This is a genomic window from Pedobacter frigidisoli (assembly GCF_004331675.1).
Classification (GTDB): Bacteria; Bacteroidota; Bacteroidia; order Sphingobacteriales; family Sphingobacteriaceae; genus Pedobacter; species Pedobacter frigidisoli.
Genome location: NZ_SJSN01000002.1, coordinates 141,254 through 159,621, shown reverse-complemented (window position 1 = coordinate 159,621; position 18,368 = coordinate 141,254). Strand labels below are relative to the sequence as shown.

Genomic DNA, 18,368 nt, shown 5'->3' with positions numbered 1-18,368 from the left:
AATTAACATTTTTATCTAATATACATTTTACTGATTTTGTTTGCAATTACCAATATTTATAATTTACTTTATGATATCAAATTAATATCAATTATGTATCAAGAAAAAATCATTAGCCCGCCATCTGGCTATTTAACATTTGCATTATCTATAGCACTTTTGGGTGCTGCAGTCTTCTGTTTCATTACGGAGCACTTTATTTTAGGCGGAGCACTTCTTGCGATAGATGTGTTCTTAATATTTCCAGGATTTTTGATCATTAACCCAAACCAATCGATGGTTTTAACCTTATTTGGAAAATACACCGGAACAGTTAAGGCCGATGGTTTTTTCTGGGTGAACCCACTTACCACAAAAAGAAGATTATCGCTTAAGGCAAACAACCTTAACGGGCAACAATTAAAGGTTAACGATAAATTAGGAAACCCAATTGAGATTGCTGCCGTTGTGGTTTGGAAAGTTAAGGAAACTGCCAAGGCTGTTTTCTCAGTAGAAAACTACATGCAGTATGTTAATATTCAAAGTGAGGCTGCTGTAAGGCATTTGGCGAATATTTTCCCTTACGACCATGCTGAAGGGGAAGAAACTACCATTACATTAAAAGATGGAGCAGAAAAAGTGAGCGAGATTTTGGAAACAGAACTTAACGAGCGTTTATCTCGGGCAGGAATCGAAGTTTTGGAGGCTAGGATTTCTCATTTGGCTTATGCACCAGAAATTGCGAGTGCTATGTTACAACGCCAACAAGCTACAGCAGTAATTGCCGCACGTAAATTAATTGTTGAGGGTGCTGTTGGAATGGTAGAAATGGCACTAGCGAAGCTTTCTGAGAAAGGAATTGTTGAACTAGACGAAGAGCGCAAGGCTGCAATGGTAAGTAATTTATTGGTTGTGCTTTGCGGAGATAGACATGTTCAACCTATTGTAAATACTGGAACATTATACAATTAGGTACAATGGAGTTTGAAGAAAAACAAAATTTGAACCTGTGGTGGCTTTATATTTTAGTTGCTGTTGATGCAATTATGGTAGGTAGCATTGTGCTTTTTGATAAAGGCGGAATGAGCACACAAGATTTAAAAGACGTTTACTTCGCTCCTCTTTTGGCAGTTTTACTCCCTTTTATCATCGTGTTTGTGATCCAGAAAAATACCTTGACATTGAGAATTAATGAACAGGGAATTTTATACAAGTATTTCCCATTTAAGTCTAAATTAAATTTATTGGCGTGGAGCTCCATCCAAACCGTTTACATTACCAAGTTTGATGCTTTTGGAGATTTCGGTGGTTATGGTGTTAAAAACAGACTTTGGTTTAAATTTAAGGATAAAGCCTATATTTTAAATGATAAAAATAAAGGCCTGCAAATTGAATTTAAGGATGGTAAAAAACTTTTATTTACCTCGAATAAGATTGAAGAAATGGAATTGTTCCTCATCAATTTAAAAACAAGACATAATATTCAAGCAATAGGTTAAGGATGGCTGAGAAAGATAAAAAAGCTTTTGTATTAAGAATTAGTCCTGCTTTATTAAAGGAAGTGGAGATTTGGGCTGCTGATGAGTTTAGAAGCACAAATGGACAAATTGAGTTTCTGCTTAATCAAGCGGTTAAATCTCGAAAGAAAGTTAAATCAAAGGAGGAATAGCTATTCATTTTATTGATAACATAAGGCGTCGAATAAACTTATATTCATTAATCATTTGGGCGTCTTAACACGCTGTACGCTGTATCTTTTTGGCAGAAAAAGCCAAAAAAAATGCCGCTTCCATCATTTACGCTAGCAAATCTTAAAAAGCGATTACTTTTATTTGCTTGTCAGCTCATTATTTGCGATCTATAACCCATCAAAAGAATTGCCTACTCCAATAACTAAACCCGACGGCAGCGGCATACTTTTGGCAGCCATTTTGATGATAGCATTGGCACCGCCAAAAGATACAGCGTACGGCGGGGCTGCAGAAAGCGATGTTATAATCATGTTCATTTCCTAATCTCACGTCATAAACGCATTCATTCTGTATAAGTGAACTTAAACTCACATTAAATTGGGCTTTTGTTCGTTATTGCAGTATTAAAAAATCATAACTTAGCGGCCTAACCAAAAAATCATAAAAATTTTTATTCATGAAAGACGTTGTAATTGTATCGGCAGTAAGAACACCTATCGGGAGCTTTGGAGGCTCATTAGCGCAGTTTTCTGCTACTCAGCTGGGCGGTTTTGCCATTAAGGCGGCCATAGAAAAGGCGGGATTGAGCCCAGAACAAATTCAAGAGGTTTACATGGGAAATGTGCTTTCTGCAAACTTAGGACAAGCACCTGCAACACAAGCTGCAAAATTTGCGGGCTTGCCAGATTTACCAGCCACAACCATTAATAAAGTATGCGCATCGGGCACAAAGGCGATTATGTTAGCGGCCCAAAGTATTGCCAATGGCGATAATGAAATTATTGTTGCTGGCGGAATGGAGAGCATGAGCAATGTGCCATATTATTTAGATAAAGCACGAAATGGCTATCGCTTAGGCCACGGGCAAATTACCGATGGATTGGTAAAAGACGGGCTTTGGGATGTTTACAATGACTACCACATGGGATCGGCGGCTGAATTGTGTGCTTCGGAATGCAATATTAGTCGTGAGGAACAAGATAACTTTGCAATAACATCGTACAAAAGAGCACAAAACGCACAGGTAACAGGAAAATTTGCAGGAGAGATTGTTGCTGTTGAGGTTAAGGATAGAAAGGGGGAAATTACCTTAGTTGACACAGATGATGAACCAACGGCAGTTAAGTTTGAAAAAATTCCTGGCTTAAAACCTGTTTTCAAGAAAGATGGAACGGTAACGGCAGCAAATGCCTCTACTCTAAATGATGGTGCAGCGGCATTGGTGTTAATGAGTGCAGATAAGGCAAAAGAATTGGGAATAAAGCCGTTAGCGAAAATTCTTGGCTTTGCCGACGCTCAACAAGCTCCAGAATGGTTTACAACTGCTCCATCCAAAGCTATTCCGTTAGCATTACACAAAGCAAATATCGATATTAAGGATGTTGATTATTTCGAAATCAACGAGGCATTTTCGGTAGTTTCGATTGCCAACAACCAATTGCTTGGGCTAAACGAAGAACAAGTTAACGTTAATGGTGGCGCTGTATCTTTAGGTCACCCACTTGGTGCATCTGGTGCTCGTATTGTGGTTACATTACTTTCGGTTTTAGCACAGAATGATGGCAAAATCGGTGTTGCGGGTATCTGTAACGGCGGTGGTGGTGCAAGTGCGTTGGTTATAGAAAAATTATAATTAAATTTTCCGATTAATTAAAGCGTTACCTATTGATTATGAAAGGCAGCAAATTCTATATTTTTTTCTTTATTATTTTCTATGGTTTTTCAGTGAAAGCTCAGCAGGCATCAACAAAACTCAATGTTTTTCAGGATTCGCTAATTAAGATTTCAAAAGCAACTCATGCCGCAGAAAGCGATGAGCTAAAGATGAGTTTAAATGGTCGGTTTGTAAAAGAATTGGTTGAAGCCTTGAAAACGCCCAACTCTTTTGCTTACCCTTTCGATTCGCTTAAAAATGTTTCTGTTGTTAAGTCACCAGATCAGGTTTTTAGAATTTTAAGTTGGTATGTGCCGTTGGCAAATGGTACCTATCGTTATTTTGGTGCTGTCCAAATGAACACTAATAATGGTCCTTTAAAGCTATATCCACTAATAGATCAAACTGAAAATATTGCCGATGCGAACATCATCACTGATAACCAGAATTGGTATGGCACTCGTTATTATGAAATTATTCCTGTAAAAAGTGGTAATCGCCTACCCTATTATGTGTTGCTGGGCTGGAAAGGTAATACACAAATTACCACCAAAAAAGTGATTGAACCATTTGCTTTCGATCAGGATAAATTGACTTTTGGCGCTCCCGTTTTTGATGGAAAAGAACTTAAAGGTAAAAATCGAATCATTTTCGAATACGTGAAATCAAATGCAATGTTGTTAAAAACAGATCAAAAAGCTGGATTAATTGTATTCGATCATATTGGCCCTTTCGACCCTGAAATGGTTGGAAGACCTGAGTTTTACGGATCGGATGGAACTTTTGATGGGTTTAAAATTATTGGTGGGCGATTAAAATTTCAAGAGGGCTTGGAACTTAACAATGATCCAAACGCCATGGATGAATTATACGCCGATCCGAAGAAGAATTTAAAACCGATTAGGAAGTTTTAGTATTTACCAAAATAACAACATCATTACCTTTCGTTACAGCTAAAAATTTGTGAGTTTGCCATTCGCTCACTATATTGCGCCCTGCAAACTAGCTTAAACAACACACAAATTCTGAATTCATAAACTAAAACCAACCAAAGTTTTATGCAAGCAACTAATGAAACAATTAGTATCGATCATGATAAGGAACTTGATCTCCATTTAGAGAGGCAAGGCGTATCAGATGAAAAGTTAATCAATCACCCTGTAGGATTATTTTTACTATTCTTCACAGAAATGTGGGAAAGGTTTAGTTACTATGGAATGAGGGCGTTATTGGTACTTTTTCTCGTAAGCGAAATAAGTAAAGGTGGCTGGCATTGGACTAGACCTGAGGCGTTGAGCTTATATGGTTGGTACACTGGATTAGTTTACCTTACTCCTATTGTTGGTGGTTTAATTGCAGATAAGTTAACCGGTTATCGCAAGGCAATTATTTTAGGAGCGTTAATTATGACGCTTGGTCATGCATCAATGGCTATGGAGGGTTTCAGTGCAAATTTTTTCTATTTAGGCCTTATTTTAATGATGGTTGGAAATGGATTATTTAAACCAAATATCTCATCGATGGTTGGTAAATTATACCCACTTACCAGTGACAAAAAACATGCTGCATACACCATTTTTTACATGGGTATTAACTCTGGCGCATTTTTAGGCATATTAATGTGTGGCTATGTAGGCGAAAAGGTTGGCTGGCATTGGGGATTTGGCCTTGCAGGTATCTTCATGTTCTTCGGTATGCTACAATTCTATTTCGGACAAAAAATATTTGGAACAATAGGTGCAAAAATTGACAACACAAATAAAAAAGTAGAAGTTGTAGATGAGATCCCTAAAAAGGTAGCCAATCAGCGTTTATTGGTTATTTTTATTCTTTCAATCTTTACGGTATTCTTCTGGATGGTATTTGAGCAAGCAGGTGGATCTATGACAATCTTTGCTAAGGATTATACATTAAGAAATCTTGATGGAAATGCAAGCTCGATCTTTAAATGGGCTGATGCTGCTTTAACCATATTCCCACTGTTAGCCGTGTCGATTGTTTTATTCGGATTGGCTAAAAAAATATTCGCAAAATATCCTGCTACTGTTATTTTCACTGCAATAAGTTTCGTTATTATATGGGGCTTGGCAATATGGAAAGTTCAAAAAGAATTTAATTCAGTTAATACAGAAGTACCAGCATCTTGGTTTGGTATTTTAAATTCATTTTTTATTGTTTCATTAGCACCATTTTTCTCTAAATTATGGGAAACTAAATTTAACCCAAGTGGCCCTGTTAAGTTCGGTTTAGGGTTAATCTTTGTTGGCTTAGGTTTTGCAGGTTTAGCCTACGGCGGATCTGATATTCCGCGAGGCGCAACGGTAGCACAGGTAAGCATGTTTTGGTTGGTTTTCGCTTATTTCTTCCACACCGTGGGCGAACTTTGTGTTTCCCCAGTTGGCCTATCTTATGTGAGTCAATTATCGCCAGTAAAATATGTAGGCTTAATGTTTGGTGTTTGGTTTACCTGTACTGCAATTGGAAATTACCTTGCGGGTGCAACTGGAGGTTTGATTGATAAAATTAGCTCGACATATTCTATTTCAACATTCTTTTTAATATTTACAATTATCCCCGTTGTAGCGGGTTTAATCATGTTTGCATTAAGTCCGTTGCTACGCAAATGGATGCACGGCGTTCACTAATAAATTTATTTTTTCAATACTGAAACCCACCGCTATGGTGGGTTTTTCTTTTAAATTAATCGATGGAGAAAGAACTTACAATAGCAGAGATTCAAAATTTCGAAGGTAAATATCCAAAACAGTTATGGTATTTATCGTTGGTTGAGATGTGGGAACGTTTCTGTTTTTACGGAATGCGGGGTGTTTTGGCTTTCTTTATGGTAGAGCAACTGGGCTTAAACGATCAGAAATCGAATTTGCAGTATGGTGCCATCCAAGCTTTTGTGTATGCATTCACTTTTATTGGTGGAATATTTGCCGATAAAATTTTAGGGTTTAAAAAATCCCTTTTTTGGGGAGGTGCCTTAATGATTATTGGAAACCTAATTTTAGCCTTTTCGCCAAAAGATTTATTTTATATCGGCATAACGCTTTCCATTATTGGAACAGGTTTCTTCAAACCAAACATTTCATCAATGGTTGGAGAATTGTATCATGAAAAGGATAATCGAAGAGATGCTGGCTACGGACTTTTCTATGCAGGAATTAATATCGGCGGCTTATTAGGCGGAGCGATGTGCATTTATTTAGGTAAGTATGTTTCTTGGCATTTATGCTTTTTATCTGCGGCTTTGGTTATGGCATTTGGATTAGGAACTTTCATTTTCACCAAAAAGCACCTTGGTCCTATTGGTAATTCTCCTCTGCTGCATTTGGAAAAAACAAAAAGAACTACATACGAAATAGCAACCTACATTGGGTCGTTAATCTGCATTCCTTTCATATTTATCATGGTAAAGAATACTGCATTTACCGACTATTTTATGTACACTATTGGCATTGTGGCGATGATTTATTTCATATACGAAACAGCTATGTTAAAGGATAGCAAAGCTCAATATAAGTTGATGGCTGCTTTCGTTTTTATTTTTTGCTATTTCATTTTTATGGCGATATCCGAACAAAGTGGAGGCTCCTTATCTTTATTTGCGAAAGATAATTTAGACCATAGTTTGCTCTTCTTTAATATTGATCCAAACGTGGTTAACAATAGTGTAAACTCATTTTTCGTGATCGTTTTTAGTCCGATTGTTGGCATATTGTGGCTTGGGTTGTACAAACGTAAAATTGAGCCGAATACGGTCGTTAAATTTGGAATTGGTTTTCTTTTATTGGCGCTTAGTTTCTATGTTTTTTACGCCACTAGGTTTTTTGCAACAGCAGATGGCATAAGCTCATTAAATGTTTTCACCTTGGCTTATTTGCTACTAACGCTTGGCGAACTATGTTTAGGGCCAATCGGAATGTCCATCATCACTAAATTATCGCCAAAGAAAATGTTTGGAATGATGATGGGACTTTGGTTCCTCTCTAGTGCCTTTGGGCAATTGGCTGCTGGGAAATTGGGGGCAGAAATGTCGAGTATTGAAAATGCTTCTTTAATGACCAAATTGATGGCTTATACTGAAGGTTATAAATCTTTAGCCTTATATTCCTTAATTGCAGGAGTGGCTTTAATCATCTTTTCACAATTGGTTAAAAAACTAATGGGAGAAGTTAGATAACTATTTAACCATTATTAATTGGTATTGATGCGCTAGATACAGTTTATTTCGTTTTTAATATTTACTTTCGCCCCCGAGAAGCTGAAAGCTAAAAGACCAAAGCATCAAGCATAAGTGAATTTAAATTTATAATACCGTGTCAGATAGTTTAGTTATCATACCTACCTACAATGAAAAGGAAAATATTGAAAAGATTATCCGTAAGGTATTTTCTTTAACTCAGCCTTTTCATGTTCTAATTGTTGATGACGGATCTCCAGATGGCACTGGCGAAATTGTTAAGTCACTACAACAAGAATACGAAGGGCATTTATTTATCGAGGAACGTTCAGGAAAACAAGGTTTAGGAACTGCTTACATTTACGGTTTTAACTGGGCCTTACAAAAAGATTATGCTTACATTTTCGAAATGGATGCTGATTTTTCTCACAACCCAGATGATTTGGCTCGTTTACGCGATGCCTGTGTTAATGGCGCAGATGTTTCCATCGGATCGAGATATGTTAAAGGTGTTAATGTTGTAAACTGGCCAATGGGCAGGGTTTTAATGTCGTATTTTGCCTCGATGTATGTTCGCTTTATTACTCGAATTACCATTCAGGATGCTACGGCAGGTTTTAAATGTTATCGTAGAATTGTGCTGGAAACTATCCCTTTGGATAAAATTAGATTTGTTGGTTATGCCTTTCAAATTGAAATGAAATTTACAGCCATTAAATTCGGATTTAACGTGGTTGAGGTTCCAATTATTTTTACCGATAGAACTGAGGGAACTTCTAAAATGAGTACACGTATTTTCAGAGAGGCCTTTTTAGGGGTTATCCAAATGAAAGTGAATAGTTGGTTTAGGGAATATAGTCGGAAGTCTTAAGTCTATAGTCAATAGGTATTTTCTATTTGCACTTAATACTCCGGACCTATTTTCATTTTTGCAATGAAACTCAAAACACCGAACTCAAAACTCACAACTTCTTCCCCTGGCTTTCCCTAATCATTGCTCCAAAATCTTGTTTTTTATCCATAGCGGTAATCGTCATCACAATACGTTTAGTACGAGTAGTTTCGGTTTTGGCTTGATTAATCCAATTGATATAATAATTCTGATGTGATTTAGCTTGTTCTAAAAAATTGCGCATCAAATGTTCTTCTTCTGATAGGCAAATTTCCAAATCTTCAGGCATTTCTACCTTAAAGTCTTTATCTTCTTCCAGAAAAAGTTCGAGACTAGCACCTGCTTCTTTTTTAAGCCTTTTACGGACTTCAGTCTTCAAGGCTAAAATAAAATCGCCCTCTCCCATTGGCATGGTTGCCATTCCCTCTACTTCAATGTGATCGATTTTACCTTTTACCCTAAAGCTTTTTTTACAATCTGGCTTTATCTCGCTTGCCAGAGCTGCTGGAATAAAAACGTAGCTCCAACCCGTTTTTTCGCCCATTTGTTCGAAACGCTCTATTTCTGCCTTGAAGTGGATCATGTATAATTTAAATTATAGTGAATGCTTCTTCCACCACCAGAAGCAACTAAAACACCTAAGTTTTCTAGTGCTTGAAGATCACGAGTAGCAGTTGCTTTCGAGGTGCCAGTTATTGAGATATACTTTTTAGTGCTCATTCCGCCTATGAAACCATCCAAACCAAAACTGTACATTTTTTGTAATACTTTCTGCTGTCTTTCATTTAATGTCTCTTTAAAAAAATCAAATACTTTTATTTTATTCAATGTAAAATCAATCATCTTTTTGGCTTCAATCTGGGCATTTAAGACTACATCTACAAAATAAATTAACCAATCAGTTATCTCATTACTTTTTTGAGCATTTTTTAAGGCCTGGTAATATTTAGCTTTATCACTTTCAATAGTCTTAGATAAACTAAGCGAAACAGGCCTGCCCAGTGTTTGTGAAATTGCTTTTTCTGCAATAGCTCTTCCAATTCGGCCATTACCGTCTTCGTAAGGATGAATGGATTCAAAATAAAGATGCGCAATCGCCGCTCTTATGATCGGATCTTTAATCTCGGTCTCTTTGTTTGGTGATGTCCGATTGAACCATTCGAAAAAACGATTCATCTCTTTTGATACACTAGAAGATGGCGGAGCTTCGAAATGTACTTGCTCATTCCCCAAGCGCCCAGAAACCACTTGCATTTTTTCATCGCCTGTTCTCCAGCTCCCTACATTTATAGTTTTATTATTTGCGAATAAGAGCTTATGCCAATTGAATAAAACTTGCTCACTTAGATCTTCAGCAAACTTGTTTCTAACATCAATCATTAAATCAGCAATTCCCGAAGCCCTTTTATCCTTAACAATTTCTGGCGTTTTGTTTATCCCAAGATTATTCTTAATCGATGACATTACATCTTCCCTACTAAGAAATTCGCTTTCAATCGCCGATGTCTTTATGGCTTCGGCTAATATCATTTCGAGTATGGTCTCTTGTCTAACATCATTAGGCAAAGACTTTAATAGGGCATTAACTTCACCCGTTTCCTGTGCAAAATCGTATAGCTTTCGCTCGATATTCGTTAACGAAAAAGTAAAATTAGGCCAGTCTGACAGCTCCCAATTGTATTTCATGAGCCGAATATACGATTTATTCGGCTCAAAAAATAGCCAAATTATGAGCCGATTAGCAATCATATTCGGCTCATGATTAATCAATCGCTACTGGATTCATCTGTATATCCAATTTTGCAAACTTTAGAACCTCGATACTTGGGAAGCCAAAATCCTCTACTACCTTACCTAAAATTAAGTAGCAACCTTTTCCTTTAAAAGGATACATTGGTGTTGTATTTGGAAAATGTGTAGTATCGAAGAAATCACCTTTAGCATCTAAAAAAGTACCAAACCACATCTTTGTATTCTTAATGGTGTGTACCGTTTTTTCGCAAACGTAATTCCCGACCATTTTTACGGTTTTCCCAACATGGTTGTTCAATTCTGCGGCCATTACGTCTCCACGATAGCCTGTTTTTAAAAAATCGAACATATTAAAGTTTAAGGGAAAATCAAGTAACTCGAGTTCTGTATAAGCATCTTCAATTGCCGAATTTTCCAAATCTGGCAGCTTGTATTCTTTATGATCGATATTGAATAACTCAGCTGAATTTACACGCTTCTGATTATGTCCCAAATAAGTATAAATATCCCATAACAAAGTTTTCTTGTCCTTTCCTGTAAATCGCAAAGCCCCCAATCTGATTAATAAAATTGCTTGCTCCAACGTAATTTGCGTTCTCTTCACAAACTGCTCCAAATCCTTGAATGGCCCATTTAAATTACGCTCATTTGGAATGCCCTGAATAAACTTATTTTCCAATCCCTGTACACCTACAAAACCTAAGTAGGCGTCATTTCCTTTAATATTAACCACATCATCGCTATGGTTTACACAAGGTAAATGCACTTTCGCTCCCGTTTTCTGCAACTCATGAACGTAAACCCAACGGGTGTAAAACCCACCGTAATTATTTAGCACAGCCACCATAAATTCTTTTGGGTAATAGGTTTTGAGGTAGAGGCTTTGATAACTTTCTACGGCAAAAGATGCGGAATGTGCTTTCGAAAAACTATAGCCGGCGAAAGAAGAAATCTGTCGCCACACTTCTGTAATTAATTCTTCTGAATGTCCTTGTTTTCGAGCAGATATAAAAAATTTACTGACCAATTCTTCAAAAGCTAGTTTAGATCGATATTTGCCACTCATTGCCTTACGCAATACATCTGCATCTGCTAAATCCAAGCCTGCAAAATAGTGACAAACCTTAATTACGTCTTCCTGATAAACCATAACACCATAGGTATCTTTCAGTCGCTCTTCCATTTCTTTACAGAGGTAAACCACCTTATCTGGTGCATGATAGCGTTCGATGTAAGATTTCATCATTCCGGAGCTGGCTACACCTGGTCGAATAATTGAACTGGCGGCAACTAATGTCAAATAATCCTCACACTTTAGCTTTTTTAACAATTGCCTCATGGCGGGAGATTCAATATAAAAGCATCCAATTGGCTCTCCCTCTTTTAGTATACCATTAAGTTTTGGATCAGTTTTAAAAGTCTTAAAATCATGGATATCAATATCTCTACCACGATTTTTTTTTATAAGTTGAACTGCTTCCCGGATATGTCCAATACCCCGCTGACTTAAGATATCGAATTTTTCGTAGCCAATTGCTTCCGCCTCGTACATATCCCATTGTACCGTTACAAATCCTTTTGGAGGTAGATCTAAAGCGGTATAATAAGTGATCGGTTCTTCAGAAATCAGAATTCCGCCGGCATGAATTGAACGTTGGTTTGGCATACTTTTCATGTGTTGATGAACCGCCACCAATTTTCGATAAGTAGCATTTTTTTTATTTTCCTGTTCTTTTGTTGGATCAGTAAAACTATCGATCTCACCTTTTGGCAATCCTAGCACTTTACCAATTTCGCGAATAATTGCCCGATCTTTAAACGTGCTCATTGTACCTAAAAACGCAACATGCCATGTAGGGTATTTTTTAAATATGTATTTTTGGATAGTTTCCCGTTCATCCCAAGCAAAATCGATATCAAAATCTGGAGGACTTGTTCGTTTCTCATGCAGAAACCGTTCGAAATATAAATCAAGATCGATTGGATCTACATCGGTTATCCGCAAACAATAAGCTACAATGCTGTTCGCACCGGAGCCTCTGCCAACGTGGTAAAACTTGCATTTACCCATCGCATAGCGAACAATATCGAAAGTGATTAAAAAGTAACCACAATATTTTTTGAATTCGATAATGCGTAACTCTTTTTCCAATCGCTCGATTGCCACCGAATTGTTTTTTCCATAACGGTATTCTAAACCTTTAAATGCAATTCTCCTGAGGAGCACTTTATCTAATGCTTCACCCTCTTTGCAATAAGCAAATCTATTTTTCGATGTTGGCTGCGAGCTGGGCTCAAAATAAATACTCAAATCACAAGCATCCATCAATTTCTGCGTATTTTCCACCATGAAAGGGAACCGATCAAATTTGGTTTTTAACTCCTCCTCAGAAATCAAGTATTCGTCTTTAGCGCATTTCGCATCATCTGGTACCATAGTTAAAAGTGTATTCAACTCAATTGCCCTCAAATATTCGTGCAAACGATGTTCGATTCTATCGCTCACTGTAACAGGATGCAAAATCACCAATTTTTCTGTTTGTTGCAGTAATGGATGTTTATAGAGATGGTTTAATTGGGCGCTTTTAATACCAACAAACTCATTTTTATTTAAATCTCGGCTGAAAGTTTTTGCAAAGGGATAAATAAAAAAAGCATTTTCAAGAGCAGGTGCATCATTAGGTAAAGGAATATCGTGAATGTTATGATGGCTCAAAAATTCATTAAGCTCCCGCATCCCTTCCTTATTTTTTGCAATGCCAACATATATTAGCTCTTTATCTTTCCTAAACTCTATACCTGCAATTGGCTTGATGAGATATGGAATGTTACCTTTTTGCACTTCATCGGGTTCTTTGGCAATTCCTTGTTGATAGCATTCGCGAATAAACTCAATTGCTCCGGTAGAATTATTAATGTCTGTTAAAACCATTTGATGAATACCTAAGGCACGGGCTTGCCTAACGATTCCCTTAATATCAATCGTTCCGTATTTTAAGCTGTATGAAGAATGTACATTCAGAAACATTTTAAATTTTCAATTAACAGTCCTTAAATTATCTCTATCCCGTGTTTGTTGGCTCACCAAATAGCTTCAAAAATTCATATGGTCGGTGGGCCACGGGATGGGGTTGGTATTTCCAATGAGTCCACCCCACAAGCAGATTGCTGGGGCTAAAGAAGCTTCTCAATGACGCTAAATGATCAATTTATTAATCAAAACAGGTTATTAAGATGCTGAATCAAGTTCAGCATGACGATCGCCCTACCCCCTGTTTGGTGGCTCGCCAAACAGCTTCAAGAATTCATTTATATAGTCGGTGGGCCACCACCTGGGCCGATTTGTTGACAAACAATTAACCAATTTAAACAGTTGCTCAATTTAAACGATCTAAACATCTCAACAATTAACCCAAAAAACTATCCATCCAGTTTCGTTGCCGTTCCCAAATCAGAATTGATAAAAGTTCTAATTCTGGATTTTTTTCGTGTTTTGTCTTCTTCATTTTCTTCTTCGATTTTTATTTTTCCCTTTTTCTTCCGTGGATTGTATTTGATTACTTTATCATTTTCGTCTTTTTGCGGAGGTTTTACTATGCAAGCTTTCACTACAGATTCTACACCATAATGATTACGAACTTTATCCATCGCCTGGTACAAATCGTATTCTTCTTCTGAAGTATGATATAGGCCTATTTGTTCAAAGCCACTTACGAGATGTGAAAGTTTAACGCCAATTAACCTCAGCAGCATCCGCTTTGTGTAGAGTTTTTTAAAAAGATCATGCGCCTTATCAATTAAAAAAGAATCTAGCGCAGTATATGGAATTCGGGCTTGTTGGGTAACCGTTTCGAAATTTGAATAACGAATAGTAACGGTAATGCAGGACGTTAACTTCTGCTGACTCCGCAAATCGAAAGTTAGATTAGTAACCATCCCTGTTAGAATTGCTTTCATTTTTGATATATCCATGCTATCGCTTTCGAAAGTGGTTTGTGTACCAATTGATTTCCTTTCGCGGTAAGGAACCACAGGTGACAAATCGATACCGTTAGCTTTTAGCGAAAGTCCTAAGCCATGTTGCCCTAAAATTTTGAACATTAAATCTTGAGGGATTTCGGCAAGTGTTTGGATTTTTCGAACGCCCATTTCACTCAGTTTTTTATAGGTGGCATCGCCAATGCCTGGGATTTTATGAACAGCTAAGGGGTTTAAAAATGGGCGAACCTCGGGAAAAGGAATTTCTCTTTCCCCATTTGGCTTGCATTCATTGGTTACAATTTTAGAAACCGTTTTGTTTACAGATAAGCCAAATGAAATAGGCAATCCCATTTCCTTTAAAATTGTTTGTCGCAACTCAGATGCGAATTTCATGCAACCAAAAAATCGGTCCATGCCCGTCATATCGATAAAATGCTCATCGATACTTGCCTTTTCAAACAAGGGAACACGCCCAGCAATAATCTCGGTAATTTCGTGTGAGGCTTTGGAATAATCGTCCATATTGCCTCTTACAAAAATTGCCTGCGGACAAAGTTGTTTTGCCATTCTTCCGGGCATGGCCGCATGAACGCCAAATTTCCTGGCTTCATAACTACAGGAAGTTACTACGCCACGATCTGAACTCCCGCCAACAATAACTGGTTTACCAATTAAATCAGGATTCTTTCTTAACTCCACAGAAACAAAAAATGCGTCTTGGTCCATGTGAATAATCTGCCTTTCTTTGTCCACCATCCTTTTTTCAATTATTAATCCAACAAGCGATTCTTAAAACAAATTTACTAATATATTTAGTTTTATTAAGCAATAAGCCCTTAGACTTATTAACAATATACTAACATTTTTAGTTTTTAAGAATATGTTTTTGGATTATTAAAACCTAATTCAAAATTTTAATAAAAGGAATAAGAAATTATGATTACAACAAAAAAGTTAGCAGAAGAATTCTCCCGCAGATTTTGATGATTGCCGCAGATAGCTAAATGAAAGAAGTTATTTAAACCTGACAGCAGCGAGCACGTAGTGTTAACCCTTGCGGTTAACAACGAAGTAAAGCGAATGGCGGGACTGCTGAAACCGACGAAGTGCAGAACCTTGCTTTTCAAAAAAGGTTAGCCTATTGTATTTATTTTGAAATATACAGCATAAAAAAAGCCCGAACATTTCTGCTCAGGCTATATTAATCATTTAAGTCTAAGTTATTGTTTCACAATCTTAAACTCAGTTCTTCTATTTAATTGGTGCGCTGCATCTGTACATTTAACGCCATTAGTACATTTATTTAAAAGCTGACTTTCTCCATATCCTTTAGCAGAGATGCGATTTTTTTCTATGCCACGATCGATGATATATTGCACTGCCGAATTCGCTCTACTTTGAGATAACCATTGGTTATATTGATCGTTACCACGACTATCGGTATGTGAGCCTAACTCGATCCAAATGGTTGGATTATCTTTCATAATCTTAACCAATTTATCCAACTCCACAGCCGCATCTGGTCTGATGTTGGATTTGTCAAAATCGTAATAAATGTTTTCTAACTTGATGGCTTTGTTAAGTACAATGGTTTCTAAAAACAGATTTTGCTTTAATAATTCTGATGTGGTTAAACCGATAGTAGCTAGGTTTTCTACATCAGAGCGATAGTTTGTTTTCTCTGCTGATACATTGTATTCAGATTCCTTAGCTAAATCAAATTTATAACTTCCGTTATCATCAGTTTCTGCTTTTATACTGCTTCCATTTACTTTTGCCAAGGTTACTAAAGCGCCCGCAATTGGTTGGTTGGTTGCCTTATTAAATACCTGACCTTCGAGTTTGAAAGCTAAGATCATTTTCTCATCTAGTGAATAAATATCGTCGCTTCCTAATCCACCATCGCGGTTGGAGGAAAGGTAAACAATACCACCTTTTTCATTCAAGCTAAATCCAAAATCATCTTGAGGAGAGTTAAAAGGATAACCCATATTTTCGATCTGACCGATCCCAGCACCCGTTCTCAAAGCCTCGAAAACATCTAATCCACCCATCCCAACTCTGCCATCACTAGAAAAATAGAAGTTATTTTTTCCATCGAAAACAGGACTACGTTCGTTGCCCTGGGTATTTGCTTCTTCGAGATTAACTGGTTTGCCCCATTCTCCTGCATTCGTTTTTTCAGAAACGTAAATATCGGTACCGCCCTTTCCACCAGGCATGTTAGAAGAAAAATACAAGCTCTGGCCATCAGTAGAAATAAAAGGATCGCCAACTGAGTATTTATTTACATCGTTATAGGCAAATGAAACCGGTTCGCTCCAAGTGCCATCGGCAGCTTTTTTACTGCTAAAAATTTCTACATTAACAGTTGTAGGTTGCTTTTTTAAACGTTCCAACTCATCAGCAATGCGGGTTAGTGTGAAGTACAGGGTATTGCCATCTGCAGTAAAGCTGGCCGAACCCACATGATATTTTGTGCCTGCTTTAATGGGAAAAAGTAAAACGCTATCTGCTGGAGATGCCTTGAAATAGAGTTTCAAATAACCGTTACCTGTCCAACCGTAAACTTTTTTATCGGGTATTTTTGCACCATCGAATTTCAGGAAAGGCGTACTTTCTTTTGATTCTAATCCTGAGTTTGCCCTATCGGATGTAAAAACTATCCCACCTAAATAATTAACGGCGCCCCAATCAGATTGTGGACTATTTAGTGCTTTTTGGTTAATCAACTCGACTTTTTTAGGATATTTCATCCACTTCAAGGCAGAATCGCAAGAGGCAATCCATACGGCCTGTTGATTTTCAGAAACATCTTTCTTTTTATCGATATAATTGAGGTACTGCACTTTTGCCTCACTGTATTTTGAATTGTTCTGTAATGCTTTAGCATAACCTAAGATATTTTCTGGTTTACTTTCGGGCATTTTTGAAGCGATGGCAAACCAGCTTTCTGCTTGTTTGTAATTATTGGTATATGCATAAGCATTAGCTAAGCGCTCTGCAGCATGTAAGCTTTCTTTCTTTTTATAGGCTTGCTCATATAAATCTATAGCCTTACTGTAATTAAACAATTCGTATTGTTTATCAGCATCTTTTATAACATATTGTGCATTTGCAGAGAAACTTAATGCAAATAAGCAGTATGCTAAAAAGCAGGCACCTATTAAAACTTTCTTCATTATTTGTTTGGATAATTGTATCTAAAGTACAGAAATTATTGATTTAAAAAACCCGAGGTGTGGCCATTCTAATATTTGGTCTGATAAACGAATAGGCAATCGAGATCTCATGTGTTCCACCGCTGTAGCCCTGTAATGGGCCTATCGAGAAATCGTAACCGTAGCCAATCCGCAACTTCTCTGATGGAAAGATCTGGATCGCCGCAACCGCCGAGTTGCGTGGCGTAAGGTCTTTCTGCAGATAGCTCTTATCATACAATTTCACCCCTGTTCTGTAAGATCCACCAACCCATAAAAATTCCTTGATCATCAAAAATGCGTTCAGGTCCAAACTGGTTGGTCCGCCACGATCATCCTTAATTAGGAATGAGGGCTTAACCTGAAAATTCTCATTGATTGGGATTAATGCCCCTGCGGTAAGGTAATAATGTGGCTTTGGCTGTGGAATAAAGGCATATTTATCGATATTGATGTAAGTAGCAATTAAGTTATCGGCAGAGAAACCAGCATAAAACCTATCATTCGCAAAGTAAACCCCTGCCCTTGCATCGGGTACGATTGTACTTTGTACGCCAACCGGCTGGTTCGGCTCTGGATCGTTTGGATTTAACATCGAACCATCGATTCCCAGCTGAACCATGCCCACGCCAAGACCCAATGCCAACCTCGAGCTGCCATCATCGTTCATCCTAATCCGATAGGAATAGTTACCATAAATGCTTAGGTTGGTCTGTGCGCCAAGTTTATCGCTGGCCACCTGAAGTGCAAGCCCCACGTTTCCACTGTTCGCAATCGCATCTACCGCAAGCGACATGCTTTTTGGCGCTCCCGTAATCCCCGTCCACTGGCTACGGTAAAAGCTGTGCACATTGAGCACCTCCTTATAACCTGCATAGGCCGGGTTAATGTAGATTCCATTGAACATGTACTGGCTGTATTGGGCATCCTGCTGTGCAGATGCCGGCCTAACCATCAGTAAAAACGAACCCGCTATTAATAATATTAATTTCTTCATCATCATAATATCTTAAAGGGAAACCGATTTTTT

Annotated in this window: 15 protein-coding genes; 8 read left to right on the top strand and 7 right to left on the bottom strand. The window is 37.6% G+C overall.

What is annotated here, in order from left to right:
• The first annotated feature begins 93 nt into the window (after window positions 1-93).
• From EZ449_RS03435 to EZ449_RS03425, 3 genes are read left to right on the top strand one after another with little or no spacing between them, the layout of a single operon-like run.
• A complete protein-coding gene (locus EZ449_RS03435) occupies window positions 94-951 on the top strand; it encodes an SPFH domain-containing protein (RefSeq protein WP_131556568.1) in 858 nt (285 codons plus the stop codon).
• Between the two features lie 5 nt (window positions 952-956).
• Window positions 957-1,478: a hypothetical protein gene (locus EZ449_RS03430; RefSeq protein WP_131556567.1), complete on the top strand. Its 522-nt coding sequence runs from the start codon at window positions 957-959 to the stop codon at window positions 1,476-1,478.
• Between the two features lie 2 nt (window positions 1,479-1,480).
• Entirely contained in the window at window positions 1,481-1,648 is a 168-nt protein-coding gene (locus tag EZ449_RS03425; RefSeq protein ID WP_131556566.1) for a ribbon-helix-helix domain-containing protein, read from the top strand.
• A gap of 189 nt (window positions 1,649-1,837) precedes the next feature.
• Here the strand turns inward: EZ449_RS03425 and EZ449_RS22565 are convergent, their stop codons facing one another.
• Window positions 1,838-1,987 carry a hypothetical protein gene (locus EZ449_RS22565; RefSeq protein ID WP_165499685.1) on the bottom strand — a complete coding sequence of 50 codons (150 nt, stop codon included), beginning with the start codon at window positions 1,985-1,987 and terminating at the stop codon, window positions 1,838-1,840.
• A gap of 140 nt (window positions 1,988-2,127) precedes the next feature.
• Between EZ449_RS22565 and EZ449_RS03420 the strand changes: the two genes are divergently transcribed.
• From EZ449_RS03420 to EZ449_RS03400, 5 genes are all read left to right on the top strand, one after another.
• Window positions 2,128-3,303 (top strand): acetyl-CoA C-acyltransferase, encoded by a 1,176-nt coding sequence (locus EZ449_RS03420; RefSeq protein ID WP_131556565.1) that lies wholly within the window; start codon window positions 2,128-2,130, stop codon window positions 3,301-3,303.
• Between the two features lie 38 nt (window positions 3,304-3,341).
• Window positions 3,342-4,238, top strand: a complete 897-nt coding sequence (locus EZ449_RS03415; protein ID WP_131556564.1) for a hypothetical protein — start codon at window positions 3,342-3,344, stop codon at window positions 4,236-4,238.
• A 144-nt stretch (window positions 4,239-4,382) separates the two neighbouring features.
• On the top strand, window positions 4,383-5,969 hold the full coding sequence (locus EZ449_RS03410) for a peptide MFS transporter (RefSeq protein WP_131556563.1): 1,587 nt from the start codon (window positions 4,383-4,385) through the stop codon (window positions 5,967-5,969).
• A 62-nt stretch (window positions 5,970-6,031) separates the two neighbouring features.
• Window positions 6,032-7,513, top strand: coding sequence for a peptide MFS transporter (locus tag EZ449_RS03405; RefSeq protein WP_131556562.1), 1,482 nt, complete (start codon window positions 6,032-6,034; stop codon window positions 7,511-7,513).
• A gap of 136 nt (window positions 7,514-7,649) precedes the next feature.
• On the top strand, window positions 7,650-8,384 hold the full coding sequence (locus tag EZ449_RS03400; RefSeq protein WP_131556561.1) for a polyprenol monophosphomannose synthase: 735 nt from the start codon (window positions 7,650-7,652) through the stop codon (window positions 8,382-8,384).
• A 91-nt stretch (window positions 8,385-8,475) separates the two neighbouring features.
• Here the strand turns inward: EZ449_RS03400 and EZ449_RS03395 are convergent, their stop codons facing one another.
• The 6 genes from EZ449_RS03395 to EZ449_RS03370 all read right to left on the bottom strand — a co-directional run bounded on the left by EZ449_RS03395 (window position 8,476) and on the right by EZ449_RS03370 (window position 18,341).
• Window positions 8,476-8,988 (bottom strand): YdeI/OmpD-associated family protein, encoded by a 513-nt coding sequence (locus EZ449_RS03395; protein ID WP_131556560.1) that lies wholly within the window; start codon window positions 8,986-8,988, stop codon window positions 8,476-8,478.
• Window positions 8,985-10,091, bottom strand: a complete 1,107-nt coding sequence (locus EZ449_RS03390; protein WP_165499684.1) for a Fic family protein — start codon at window positions 10,089-10,091, stop codon at window positions 8,985-8,987. Before EZ449_RS03390 ends, EZ449_RS03395 begins: the two co-directional genes overlap by 4 nt.
• Window positions 10,092-10,167: 76 nt before the next feature.
• Window positions 10,168-13,185: a DNA polymerase III subunit alpha gene (gene dnaE, locus EZ449_RS03385; protein ID WP_131556558.1), complete on the bottom strand. Its 3,018-nt coding sequence runs from the start codon at window positions 13,183-13,185 to the stop codon at window positions 10,168-10,170.
• Window positions 13,186-13,577: 392 nt separating this feature from the next.
• Complete coding sequence (dinB, locus tag EZ449_RS03380) at window positions 13,578-14,894, bottom strand: DNA polymerase IV (protein ID WP_317130422.1); 1,317 nt, start codon at window positions 14,892-14,894, stop codon at window positions 13,578-13,580.
• Window positions 14,895-15,358: 464 nt separating this feature from the next.
• Window positions 15,359-17,320: an OmpA family protein gene (locus EZ449_RS03375; RefSeq protein ID WP_131556557.1), complete on the bottom strand. Its 1,962-nt coding sequence runs from the start codon at window positions 17,318-17,320 to the stop codon at window positions 15,359-15,361.
• A 43-nt stretch (window positions 17,321-17,363) separates the two neighbouring features.
• Window positions 17,364-18,341: a PorP/SprF family type IX secretion system membrane protein gene (locus EZ449_RS03370; RefSeq protein ID WP_225872215.1), complete on the bottom strand. Its 978-nt coding sequence runs from the start codon at window positions 18,339-18,341 to the stop codon at window positions 17,364-17,366.
• Window positions 18,342-18,368: the final 27 nt, after the last annotated feature.